Here is a 12441-nt window from a genome sequence, read left to right as displayed (position 1 = left end):
GTAGTAGCTAAATTGAGATTTCCGCACTTCCTTGACCAAATAGACATGTCCGCGCTACAGTCTCACCACACAGCGATCACTGTTTTCAAAGGGGTAGCTCGGAGGCCATCTTTGGTAAAAGGTGAACTTGATGCAAATTAGAAAGGAAATCACTGACCAGTGGCGATGTGTGCGCTATGTTGGAGTCATTGCAATCATGTCCTGAGAGGAGTTATGGGAAATGCAATTAACTTCAATGATATTATATACAAAGAAAAACGTCGGGAAGCCGAGGGAAATTTCGGTTGTCGCAAACCACGAACCACTTTGCGGTTAAATATCAATAAACTGGCGAGAGTAGAGTAAAAAATGAAAGATAAAAATTTCCGTAGATCTATTAGGGGTCGTCTCAGAAAACGGAATCTATGGTCACTCCCGTTTTTGCAACACCGATTTTGACGATAAATTGGCTTGCTTGAATCTATCCGGCGTCTGAATGGGATTTTATTCCCGCGCCTCGATGAGTTCCGCGCCTGATGAACCTCCAGAAAATATACGGCTTCAATGAGCCTTTCCGTTTTACAGGTTCCTCAACAGGCCGGTGGGCCGTTAGTATCATCAATATCAGTATTCGCAAAACCAGATCAGTGATTCTTTAAACCGGTGTATTTCTTCCGTTATGCTACATAAGTTTGCTGTCGTGCCGTTAGGGCCCAGGCTATTCTGGCCAGCTTGTTTGCCAGAGCACAAGTGACGACAAAGTTGCTTTTCCTACACAGTAGATCCCTGACCCAATCGGCCAATTTGCCAGACTGGTGTTCCAGTTTTTGTATGAATACCCTGGCACATTGAACCAACAAAGTTCGGATCTTTTTGTTACCTCGCTTACTAATTCCCAGCAATGTCGTCCGACCTCCCGTGCTGTACTGTCGAGGCACTAGCCCTGTTGCCGCCGCAAAGTCACGACTGCTGGCGTACTGCTTCCCGTCGCCAATCTCAGTTGAAATAGTACTCGCTGTCAGTGTTCCGACGCAGGGAATGCTCAGCAAGCGCTGTCCAATCTCATCTTCGTCCAACTTTCGTTTCAACTGGGATTCCAAATCTTTAATCTGCTCAACAAGATAGTGATAATGCTGTTGTAATTTCAGCAATAACTGGCTGAGGTATAGAGGCAAACTATTGTCCTCAAGAAGGGTACTCAGTCGGCTAATAACGGCAGCTCCTCGTGGAACGCTGATGCCAAATTCCAGCAGAAAAGCATGCATCTGATTGGTTGTTTTTACCTTATCCTGAACCAAGGATTCACGGACACGATGCAGCGCACGCATTGCCTGCTGAGATTCAGTTCTGGGCTGTACAAAACGCATAGACGGACGCGATGCAGCTTCACAAATAGCTTCGGCGTCGACAAAGTCGTTTTTGTTACTTTTAACGAATGGACGGACAAATTGTGGTGATATCAGCTTAGGAAAATGCCCCAACTCTTCCAACTTGCGTGCCATAAAGTGAGAGCCACCACAGGCTTCCATTGCGATGGTTGTAGCGGGGCATGTCGCCAAAAATTCGATTAACTTTGGCCGTGTAAATTTTTTACGGTAAACAGCCTTGCCGCGACGATCTTGGCAATGAATATGGAAAGAGTTTTTACCCAGATCGATACCAATGAGCGCAATGTTTTCCATGATAGTTCTCCGAATGAAAGCCTATCCTCAGCATAGTACCGGGAAGGAGGGAGTGACCATCTCATTAAATAAAGCACGCTAAGCCGGTTGCAGCGGCCGTAGCGGCCTGAACTTGCCCGCGCCGATCTTGGCGCTGCTGCGCCAGAGGTAATCGCCGGTCAGGTTGATGTGCTCCCAGCCGAGCGGCGACAGGTACTGCAACAGGCCGTCATCGACGGCTTGACCGTGGCCACGCAAGGCGTTCGCGGCCCGCTCCAGATAGACCGTGTTCCATAGCACGATGGCCGCCGTCACCAGGTTGAGGCCGCTGGCCCGGTAGCGCTGCTGCTCGAAGCTGCGGTCGCGGATTTCCCCCAGGCGGTTGAAGAACACGGCGCGGGCCAGCGCGTTGCGCGCCTCGCCTTTGTTCAGCCCGGCATGCACGCGGCGGCGCAGCTCGACGCTTTGCAGCCAGTCCAGGATGAACAGTGTGCGCTCGATGCGTCCCAGCTCACGCAGGGCGACGGCCAGGCCGTTCTGGCGCGGGTAGCTGCCAAGCTTCCTGAGCATCAGCGAGGCCGTCGCCGTGCCCTGCTTGATCGAGGTGGCCATCCGCAGGATTTCATCCCAATGGGCGCGGACGTGCTTGATGTTGAGCGTGCCGCCGATCATCGGTTTCAACGCCTCGTAGGTGGCATCGCCCTTCGGGATGTAGAGCTTGGTGTCGCCCAGGTCACGAATGCGCGGGGCGAAGCGGAAGCCCAGCAGGTGCATCAACGCGAAGACGTGGTCCGTGAACCCTGCCGTGTCGGTGTAGTGCTCCTCGATCCGCAGGTCGGATTCGTGATACAGCAGGCCGTCGAGCACGTAGGTCGAGTCGCGCACGCCGACGTTCACGACCTTGGTGTGGAACGGCGCGTACTGGTCGGAGATATGGGTGTAGAACGTCCGCCCTGGGCTGCTGCCGTATTTCGGATTGATGTGGCCGGTGCTCTCGGCCTTGCTGCCGGTGCGGAAGTTCTGGCCGTCCGACGATGACGTGGTGCCGTCGCCCCAATGCCCGGCGAAGGGATGTCGGAACTGCGCGTTGACCAGCTCGGCCAGTGCCGCCCCGTAGGTTTCGTCGCGGATGTGCCAGGCTTGCAGCCAGGCCAGCTTGGCGTAGGTCGTGCCGGGGCACGATTCCGCCATCTTGGTCAGGCCCAGGTTGATCGCGTCGGCGAGGATCGTGGTCAGCAACAGGTTTTTGTCCTTGGCCAGGTCGCCTGACTTCAGGTGGGCGAAGTGCCGGGTGAAGCCCGTCCATTCGTCTACCTCCAGCAGCAATTCGGTGATCTTGACGTGCGGTAGGATCATCGCCGTCTGGTCGATCAGGGCCTGTGCGGTATCGGGCACCGCCGCATCGAGCGGCGTGATCTTCAGGCCCGACTCCGTGATGATGGCGTCCGGCAGCTCGTTGGCCAGCGCCATGCGGTTGACGGTGGCGAGCTGCGTTTCCAGCAGCGTCAGCCGGTCATGCAGGTACTGGTCGCAATCGGTGGCCACGGCCAGCGGCAATTCGCTGGCCTGCTTGAGGCTGGCGAATTTCGCGGGCGGCACCAGGTAGTCCTCGAAGTCCTTGAACTGGCGCGAGCCTTGCACCCAGATGTCGCCGGAGCGCAGCGCGTTCTTCAGCTCCGACAGCGCGCACAGTTCGTAGTAGCGCCGGTCGATGCCGGTGTCGGTCATCACCAGCTTCTGCCAGCGCGGCTTGATGAACTCGGTCGGCGCGTCGGTGGGCACCTTGCGGGCGTTGTCGCTGTTCATGCTGCGCAGCACCTCGATGGCGTCGAGTACGTCCTTGGCGGCGGGCGCGGCCCGCAACTTGAGCACGTCGAGAAATTCCGGCGCGTAGCGGCGCAGCGTGGCGTAGCTCTCGCCGATGCGGTGCAGGAAATCGAAGGGCACTGTTGCAAATAGTCGGTGGTGATAAACTTATCATCCCCTTTTGCTGATGGAGCTGCACATGAACCCATTCAAAGGCCGGCATTTTCAGCGTGACATCATTCTGTGGGCCGTACGCTGGTACTGCAAATACGGCATCAGTTACCGTGAGCTGCAGGAGATGCTGGCTGAACGCGGAGTGAATGTCGATCACTCCACGATTTACCGCTGGGTTCAGCGTTATGCGCCTGAAATGGAAAAACGGCTGCGCTGGTACTGGCGTAACCCTTCCGATCTTTGCCCGTGGCACATGGATGAAACCTACGTGAAGGTCAATGGCCGCTGGGCGTATCTGTACCGGGCCGTCGACAGCCGGGGCCGCACTGTCGATTTTTATCTCTCCTCCCGTCGTAACAGCAAAGCTGCATACCGGTTTCTGGGTAAAATCCTCAACAACGTGAAGAAGTGGCAGATCCCGCGATTCATCAACACGGATAAAGCGCCCGCCTATGGTCGCGCGCTTGCTCTGCTCAAACGCGAAGGCCGGTGCCCGTCTGACGTTGAACACCGACAGATTAAGTACCGGAACAACGTGATTGAATGCGATCATGGCAAACTGAAACGGATAATCGGCGCCACGCTGGGATTTAAATCCATGAAGACGGCTTACGCCACCATCAAAGGTATTGAGGTGATGCGTGCACTACGCAAAGGCCAGGCCTCAGCATTTTATTATGGTGATCCCCTGGGCGAAATGCGCCTGGTAAGCAGAGTTTTTGAAATGTAAGGCCTTTGAATAAGACAAAAGGCTGCCTCATCGCTAACTTTGCAACAGTGCCAGTAAAAATCCGGTCATCTCTGACACCGACAGATTTCAGTTCCGTGATCTGTACCGTCAGTTTCTGATGGCTGGTTGATACTCTTGCATATCCCAGTAATGCCATATTGGTCTCACAAATCGATATTGATACTGCGTAGTATCATAAAGTATAAATCGCGATTTTTGATACTCATGTTTGACGTCGTTTTGAGCGGTCTCAAAACTTATAACATTTGAGATAGTTAAAAATAGACCTAAGTCATAGTTACGCAAGGAGTGCTGGATGCCTATCGATTTTTTGACTGAAGAGCAGAAGCAAAATTATGGGCGTTATGCGGCAGAGCCGAACGAGGTACAACTTTCCCGTTATTTTATTCTGGATGAAAATGACCTGATATTCATCGCACAAAGGCGCGGGGACCAAAACCGTCTTGGTATAGCCCTTCAACTAACATCCGTCCGATTTTTAGGAGCGTTCCTGCCTGATTTGGCTCTGGTTCCGCACAATGTACAAACCTTTGTTGCCACGCAGCTTTCAATCAGTCGGACTGATATTCTGGCTGAATACGCAAAACGAGAACCAACCCGCTGGGAGCATTATGCTCAAATCAAAAAATATTATCACTATCATGAGTTCGGGGAGTTTCCGTGGACATTCAGATTGAACCGGTTGCTGTATACCCGAGCCTGGATTAGCAATGAACGCCCCAGCCTGATGTTCGATTTCGCCACCGCATGGCTGGTACAGCATAAAATTTTATTACCAGGAACCACAACACTCTCCAGAGTGATCACCGAAATCCGCGAACGAGCAGCAAACCGTCTTTGGCAAAGATTACTGGCATTGCCCAATGATGAACAGAAACGACAACTGGATGAATTACTGAGCTTTAGTGAAGGTCAGAGAGTATCCATGTTCGAGCAACTGAAAAAAGGTCCTGTGACAGTCAGTAGTCCTGCATTTAACGATGCACTTGATCGTTATAACAAATTGCACCAACTGGGTTTTCAGCAACTTGATTTTACAGGCCTTCCACCGGCTCAGCTAAAAAGTCTTGCTCGCTATGCCAATGTAACCTCGGTAAAAAAGATAGTTCGTATCCCCATGAAGAAACGTACAGCGATACTTATTGCCTTTGTTAAATCATTGGAGGTCATTGCGCTGGATGAAGCCATCGATGTTTTGGATATGCTAATCACTAATATTGCGGGAGAGGCTAAAAAAGCAGGGCAAAAGAAGCGGTTGAGGACGTTGAAGGATTTGGACCGCTCTTCGTTGATACTGGCAAAAGCCTGTGCACTCCTGCTGGATGAGGTAACTGATGATTCCCACCTCCGAAAATCAATTTTTTCCTGCATTTCCAAAGAAAGACTGGCTGAGTCGGTAAAAATGGTCAATGAGTTGGCCCGACCGGCAGACAATAATTTCCAAGATGAAATGATTGAACAATATGGGCGCGTTCGCCGTTTTCTACCCAGAGTTCTTCGGGAATTAACTTTTCTGGCCGCCCCGGCGGGAGAACATACTCTGGCAGCTTTTAACTATTTATCGTCGCTAGGCGCTTCAAGAAAGCACATCCTTGACGATGCTCCAAAAAATATTATTACCGGCCCCTGGAAGCGTTTGGTTTTTGACGAAGAAGGCCGAGTAAGACGGCCTGGCTATTCACTATGTCTACTTGAGCGGTTTCAGGATGCATTAAGGCGGCGGGATATTTATCTTGAGAATAGCGATCGTTGGGGAGATCCACGGTCAAAGCTATTACAAGGGACAGAATGGCAAGCTCAACGCGTCTCTGTCTGTCGAGCATTATGAATCGCCACGGATAATCTAGACACTTCCGAGCCGTTGATAATACTGGTTTTCATATTCTGTCGGTGACATCTGATCGCTAGAACCATGCCGACGCTTACTGTTATAAAACATTTCGATGTAATCAAAAATATCGCTGCGGGCTTCTTCCCGCGTTCCGTAGATCTTTTTCTTTATCCGTTCGCGTTTCAACAACTGGAAAAAGCTTTCTGCAACCGCATTATCATGGCAGTTACCGCGACGGCTCATGCTGCCCTCCAGGCCGTGTGATTTCAGGAACGACTGCCACTCATGGCTTGTGTACTGACTGCCCTGATCCGAATGAACCAGCACCTGTTTTTGGGGATTACGCCGCCATACAGCCATCAGCAGTGCGTTCAGGACAATGTCCTTTGTCATCCGGGATTGCATGGACCAGCCGATAATTTTGCGTGAGAACAGATCAACAACCACGGCAAGATACAGCCAGCCTTCGTGGGTCCTGATGTAGGTTATGTCCGTTACCCAACGCTCATCCGGAGCATCCGGGTTGAACTGTCGCTGGAGCCTGTTGGGCGACACGATACTGGCCTCGCCTTTACGTGCCCGCGGGCTCCGGTATCCGACCTGAGCCTTTATCCCGACACGTTTCATCAGTCGCCAGACTCTGTTCACTCCGCACTGTTGCCCGCTGTCCCGCAGATCCAGATGGATTTTGCGATAACCATAGACGCATCCCGATTCCAGCCAGAACTGTTTAATCTGTCCTGTCAGTCTCAGGTCTGCCTGATGGCGTTGTGAATGCGGCTGCTGAAGCCAGGCGTAAAAACCACTGGGATGAACATCCAGCACCCGACAGAGCAGGCGAACAGGCCAGCAACAGGTGTTGTCACGGATAAAGGCGTACCTCAGTCGGACAGCTTTGCGAAGTACGCCGCGGCTTTTTTTAATATGTCCCGTTCGTCGGTAACCCGCTTCAGCTCTTTCTGGAGACGGCGGATCTCGGCCTGAGCATCTGACTCTTCTTTATTAGTGGAAGAATCCGGACCGTACTTCTTTATCCAGGCGTAAAGGCTGTGGGTGGTGATATCGAGACGTGTTGCAACGCTGGCAACAGAATAACCGCGATCAACAACCTGTTTGACTGCTTCAATTTTAAACTCTTCGGGATAACGCTTACCGCTCATGGGCACCTCTCTTTAAGCCATCTTAAATGACTCTGAGGTGTCTGTTAAACCCGTGGCGATTCATTAGGCCACCCTGTCAATGCTCAGCAGGCAACAGAAAAGCTTGCTCAGCAGTTAGATTTTGCCTGGAAAGCGGTAGCTGATAGCTTTGATGATAATGCGTCAGTCCATATCGAATACGGGGGGAAACATCCTACGTTGACTATCAGCAGCCTAGGGAAGGTGCGAATAAGCGGGGAAATTCTTCTCGGCTGACTCAGTCATTTCATTTCTTCATGTTTGAGCCGATTTTTTCTCCCGTAAATGCCTTGAATCAGCCTATTTAGACCGTTTCTTCGCCATTTAAGGCGTTATCCCCAGTTTTTAGTGAGATCTCTCCCACTGACGTATCATTTGGTCCGCCCGAAACAGGTTGGCCAGCGTGAATAACATCGCCAGTTGGTTATCGTTTTTCAGCAACCCCTTGTATCTGGCTTTCACGAAGCCGAACTGTCGCTTGATGATGCGAAATGGGTGCTCCACCTTGGCCCGGATGCTGGCTTTCATGTATTCGATGTTGATGGCCGTTTTGTTCTTGCGTGGATGCTGTTTCAAGGTTCTTACCTTGCCGGGGCGCTCGGCGATCAGCCAGTCCACATCCACCTCGGCCAGCTCCTCGCGCTGTGGCGCCCCTTGGTAGCCGGCATCGGCTGAGACAAATTGCTCCTCTCCATGCAGCAGATTACCCAGCTGATTGAGGTCATGCTCGTTGGCCGCGGTGGTGACTAGGCTGTGGGTCAGGCCACTCTTGGCATCGACACCAATGTGGGCCTTCATGCCAAAGTGCCACTGATTGCCTTTCTTGGTCTGATGCATCTCCGGATCGCGTTGCTGCTCTTTGTTCTTGGTCGAGCTGGGTGCCTCAATGATGGTGGCATCGACCAAGGTGCCTTGAGTCATCATGACGCCTGCTTCGGCCAGCCAGCGATTGATGGTCTTGAACAATTGGCGGGCCAGTTGATGCTGCTCCAGCAGGTGGCGGAAATTCATGATGGTGGTGCGGTCAGGCAAGGCGCTATCCAGGGATAACCGGGCAAACCGACGCATGGAGGCGATTTCGTACAGAGCATCTTCCATCGCGCCATCGCTCAGGTTGTACCAATGCTGCATGCAGTGAATGCGTAGCATGGTTTCCAGCGGATAAGGTCGCCGGCCATTACCAGCCTTGGGGTAAAACGGCTCGATGACTTCCACCATGTTTTGCCATGGCAGAATCTGCTCCATACGGGACAAGAAAATCTCTTTTCTGGTCTGACGGCGCTTACTGCTGAATTCACTGTCGGCGAAGGTAAGTTGATGACTCATGATGAACCCTGTTCCATGGCTCCAGATGACAAACATGATCTCATATCAGGGACTTGTTCGCACCTTCCCTAGAGAAACTGGATGAATCACCAAGTCTGATAGCTCTCAACAGACAAGTCAGAGGTCTTTTACCTTTGGTGGATCTGACTGAGCTCTTACTGGAAATCAATGCCCATACAGGATTTGCCGAAGAATTTACTCATGTCAGCGAGTCTAATGCGCGAGCGAAAGATCTGCATATCAGCATTTGTGCTGTATTACTGGCAGAAGCCTGCAACATTGGCTTTGAACCATTAATTAAGCACAATATTCCATCATTAACCCGGCATCGTCTTAGTTGGGTGAAACAAAATTATTTTCGGTCAGAAACCCTTATCAAAGCGAATGCTCGCCTGGTTGATTACCAGGCTACGCTCAGTCTCGCTCAGCGATGGGGTGGTGGAGAGGTCGCATCTGCTGATGGTATGCGTTTTGTTACGCCAGTAAAAACGATTAACGCCGGACCCAATAGAAAATACTTTGGCTCTGATCGTGGAATTACCTGGTACAACTTTATCTCCGATCAGTTTTCTGGTTTTCACGGCATTGTTGTCCCAGGTACGTTGAGAGACTCAATCTTTGTTCTGGAGGGTTTACTTGAACAGCAAACGGGGTTAAATCCACAGGAAATTATGACTGATACAGCAGGTGCCAGTGATTTGATATTCGGTCTGTTCTGGTTGTTGGGATACCAGTTTTCCCCACGTCTGGCGGATGCCGGAGATGCCGTTTTCTGGCGAGTGGATAAAAATGCGAATTACGGCCCTCTCGATGAATTGGCCCGTGGTTGCATCAATCTAGCACTGATTGAGGCTAACTGGGACGATATGATGCGGATTGCGGGTTCTCTTAAATTGGGAACTGTACAAGCATCAGAGCTAATCCGTAGTTTATTGAAGAGCACGCGCCCGTCTAGTTTGGCGCAGGCCATCATTGAAGCTGGGCGAATAAATAAAACGCTATACCTGCTGAATTATATTGATGATGAAGATTATCGTCGCCGAATACTAACGCAACTAAACCGGGGTGAAGGGAGACACAGTGTGGCTCGCGCCATTTGCCATGGTCAACGTGGTGAAATCAGAAAACGCTATCGCGAAGGGCAAGAGGATCAACTTGGATCATTGGGACTGGTAACAAATACTGTTGTTTTATGGAATACGCTGTATATGCAGGAAGCCCTTGGACATATTAATACAGATAGCCAGCCTACTGAAATTAACGAAGAAGATATATCCAGATTATCACCGCTGATGCACGGTCATATCAATATGTTAGGGCATTACTCATTCACCTTGTCTGAAAACGTGATGAATGGTGAATTAAGGCCTTTAAATCAACATGTTAATGAATATGTAGACTCTTAGCGTAGGTTTTCGCCCCATTGGACCTCAAACCCCTTGCTTGAGGTACTGGGTTGCATTGATAATAGTCATGGCTTCGGGCGTGTCGGTTTTTTTTTGCGATTAAATCAGATCACAAACGAAGCCTTTTTTCTATCTATTTCAATTGGTTGTAGCTAAAGATCCTGTACATGACAGGTCACTGCAGCGGCCAAACTGTTGCCACATCTCAGTTCAGGAGGAAACGCAATGACTCAGGAAAGGATCCAGACCCGCTACCCACTCGGCGGCCCCTTCGCCACCCAGGCTGAGCTGGAGCAGGCCATCACCCAGGCCATAACGACCCACAGACAAGATTTCTTCCCTCTGCTGGAACGGCTGGTGGACGTGGGGGACACCCGGGTCAACCTCAGTCAGGAGAACCCGCTGCGGGTGCTCAGCATCGAACTCGCTGACGGCCGTGAAGGAGTGGCCCATATCAACTACGAGTCCAACTTCGCCGAGAGCTGCCTGATTATCAACGAATACGACCAGCACCAGACCAGCCTGGCCTTTCGCCTCGACGGGGATGCACTTATCTTCGACGTCGAACTGCCGATCGCGTGGAATTTCAATAACTGAAGATTCAGCGGTGTAATGCCGCCTGGTTGCTACACCCGGTCAGCCAGCTCCCCTCACCCTAACCCTCTCCCAAAGGGAGAGGGGATCAGCCCGTGCCAACCTCCAGCCGTGGTAGTCACTCCATACTCTGCTGTTATTTCAGGCGCCTGTAATCTTCCCCATATGGCTGTCATCTGAATAGCAATATCCAGCATATAGCCACCATAACCCTCACTCATGTACAGGATCTTTAGCGGCAACCAATTGAAATAGATATAAAAAAGGCTTCGTTTGTGATCTGATTTTATCGCCAAACAAAATCAACACGCGCGAAGCCTATGACTATTATCAACGCTAATTACTATCTGGAGCAACTCTTGGCTCCCGCCGCACTCGAGCGCATTGCTCGGCTCTGCAAGTTTTGTCTGCGTCAGCGTGCCATTACCCCAGCCATGCTCGTACCTGCACTGCTGCGGGCCATGGGAGGCGACCAGGTCAATGACATTGCCGGTTTACACCGCCATTTCAATGCCTTGCAACTGGTAAACACCCATCAGGTTTCTTACAAACCGTTTCACAATCAGCTGCGCAAAGAGAGCTTTGCCCTGTTTATGAAAGCCCTGGTCGAGCGGGCCATCGCCTTGCGTATCGACCATCAACTCAAAGCAGCCTCCCTCGGCGCGTTCAAGCAGGTGTTACTGCACGATGGCACCTCCTTTGCGGTGCATCGGCGCCTTGCTGCTGATTTTCCCGGCCGGTTCAAGACCATCAGTCCGGCAGCTATCGAGTGCCATATGACCATGTCACTGTCGGAGCAGAGCCCGTTGTGCATGAGTGTGTCTGCCGATACCGCAGGGGAACGGCAATTTCTGCCTGAAGCCCACACGCTGACCAACTGCCTGCTGCTGGCTGACGCAGGTTACATTGACAGGGCTTGGTTTGAGCAGGTGAACGACGCTGGCGGATTTTATCTGGTGCGCGGCACGAAAAGCCTGAACCCCAAGATAATCCAAGCCTGGCGCGGTGATGGACGGGAAGTACCCAAGCTGGCGGGACTATCTCTGAGAGAGGCCGGACGGCGACGCTGTCGGGCCGAGGTACTGGATATGGTGGTGAAGTCCGGCCAGGTCGAGTACCGGTTGATCCGGCGCTGGTTTGCTGAGGAAAAGCGGTTCTGTCTGTGGATGACGAACCTACCGCGAGCAGCATGGTCAGCAGAGCAGGTGATGAGCCTGTATCGCTGCCGTTGGCAGGTGGAGTTGTTATTTAAAGAGTGGAAATCGCACAACCGGCTCAAGGGGTTTGTGACGGGCGAGAAAGCGATTGCCGAGGGGTTGGTGTGGACGAGCCTGCTGTCGCTGGTGATGAAGAGACGGGTCGCGCAGAGTGTGATGAGTGGGGCGCTATCGATGCTGAAAGCGTCGAAGAACAGTGCGACGTGGTGGCTACCGCTATTGGAAGCAGTGGCCCATAGGGCGCTGACAGAAATAAGGGAAAGATTGGAATGGGCTGCCGATTATTTGGCCAAGAACGCCTGCCGAACCAAGCAGAGAAAGTCGATACAGAACAGGACCTTGGAAGGCGTTTTAAATGGACTCGCCGCTTAAGGTCCTGTACATGAACCGGCGATTACGTCTGGCGGCAGAGCCGCAGACTGGAAGACGGGAAGTTTCGGCCCTTACGGATGCCCGGAAAACCTTAGCGTACGATTTTTTCCGAATTCTGCGGGCTCCCCTATTAGGGGTTCGGGGTC

The 12441-nt window shown here is 51.9% G+C and carries 6 protein-coding genes and 4 pseudogenes; 5 read left to right on the top strand and 5 right to left on the bottom strand.

What is annotated here, in order from left to right; translation table 11 throughout:
- Positions 1-656 precede the first annotated feature (656 nt).
- Positions 657-1661, bottom strand: coding sequence for an IS110-like element IS4321 family transposase (locus HV127_RS29740; protein ID WP_000427620.1), 1005 nt, complete (start codon positions 1659-1661; stop codon positions 657-659).
- 78 nt (positions 1662-1739) lie between these two features.
- Positions 1740-3581, bottom strand: a pseudogene (locus HV127_RS29735) (Tn3-like element ISPa38 family transposase); the annotation flags it as partial.
- Between the two features lie 64 nt (positions 3582-3645).
- Between HV127_RS29735 and HV127_RS29730 the strand changes: the two are divergent.
- Positions 3646-4350, top strand: a complete 705-nt coding sequence (locus HV127_RS29730; RefSeq protein ID WP_001067855.1) for an IS6-like element IS26 family transposase — start codon at positions 3646-3648, stop codon at positions 4348-4350.
- 52 nt (positions 4351-4402) lie between these two features.
- Here HV127_RS29730 and HV127_RS31910 read toward each other — a convergent pair.
- Positions 4403-4507, bottom strand: a pseudogene (locus HV127_RS31910) (recombinase family protein); the annotation flags it as partial.
- A gap of 159 nt (positions 4508-4666) precedes the next feature.
- Between HV127_RS31910 and HV127_RS29725 the strand changes: the two are divergent.
- A pseudogene (locus tag HV127_RS29725) lies at positions 4667-6196 on the top strand (DUF4158 domain-containing protein); the annotation flags it as partial.
- Positions 6197-6214: 18 nt separating this feature from the next.
- Here the strand turns inward: HV127_RS29725 and HV127_RS29720 are convergent.
- Both HV127_RS29720 and HV127_RS29715 read right to left on the bottom strand, forming a co-directional pair.
- A protein-coding gene (locus tag HV127_RS29720) for an IS3 family transposase (protein ID WP_087770335.1) occupies positions 6215-7362 on the bottom strand; the annotation gives its coding sequence in 2 pieces (ribosomal slippage) (positions 6215-7125 and positions 7125-7362; 1149 coding nt in all).
- A gap of 363 nt (positions 7363-7725) precedes the next feature.
- A complete protein-coding gene (locus HV127_RS29715) occupies positions 7726-8706 on the bottom strand; it encodes an IS5-like element IS5 family transposase (protein WP_042934497.1) in 981 nt (326 codons plus the stop codon).
- 68 nt (positions 8707-8774) lie between these two features.
- Here HV127_RS29715 and HV127_RS29710 point away from each other — a divergent pair.
- The 3 genes and pseudogenes from HV127_RS29710 to HV127_RS29700 all read left to right on the top strand — a co-directional run.
- Positions 8775-10112: pseudogene (locus HV127_RS29710) on the top strand (Tn3 family transposase); the annotation flags it as partial.
- A gap of 225 nt (positions 10113-10337) precedes the next feature.
- Positions 10338-10709: a hypothetical protein gene (locus tag HV127_RS29705; RefSeq protein ID WP_004099020.1), complete on the top strand. Its 372-nt coding sequence runs from the start codon at positions 10338-10340 to the stop codon at positions 10707-10709.
- A gap of 317 nt (positions 10710-11026) precedes the next feature.
- The gene (locus tag HV127_RS29700) at positions 11027-12295 is read left to right on the top strand and encodes an IS4-like element ISApu1 family transposase (RefSeq protein WP_011191342.1); all 1269 of its coding nucleotides are present in this window, start codon (positions 11027-11029) and stop codon (positions 12293-12295) included.
- Positions 12296-12441 lie beyond the last annotated feature (146 nt).

The sequence above is a fragment of the Klebsiella sp. RHBSTW-00215 genome (genome assembly GCF_014103785.1).
Taxonomy (GTDB): domain Bacteria; phylum Pseudomonadota; class Gammaproteobacteria; order Enterobacterales; family Enterobacteriaceae; genus Klebsiella.
Note: the sequence above shows the minus strand (reverse complement) of the source record. Positions and strands in the feature narration are given on the sequence as shown.

Excerpts from the sequence above, each read along its gene's own strand:
- HV127_RS29740 (WP_000427620.1), bottom strand. The coding sequence starts at position 1,661 with ATGGAAAACATTGCGCTCATTGGTATCGATCTGGGTAAAAACTCTTTC.
- HV127_RS29730 (WP_001067855.1), top strand. The coding sequence starts at position 3,646 with ATGAACCCATTCAAAGGCCGGCATTTTCAGCGTGACATCATTCTGTGG.
- HV127_RS29705 (WP_004099020.1), top strand. The coding sequence starts at position 10,338 with ATGACTCAGGAAAGGATCCAGACCCGCTACCCACTCGGCGGCCCCTTC.
- HV127_RS29715 (WP_042934497.1), bottom strand. The coding sequence starts at position 8,706 with ATGAGTCATCAACTTACCTTCGCCGACAGTGAATTCAGCAGTAAGCGC.
- HV127_RS29700 (WP_011191342.1), top strand. The coding sequence starts at position 11,027 with ATGACTATTATCAACGCTAATTACTATCTGGAGCAACTCTTGGCTCCC.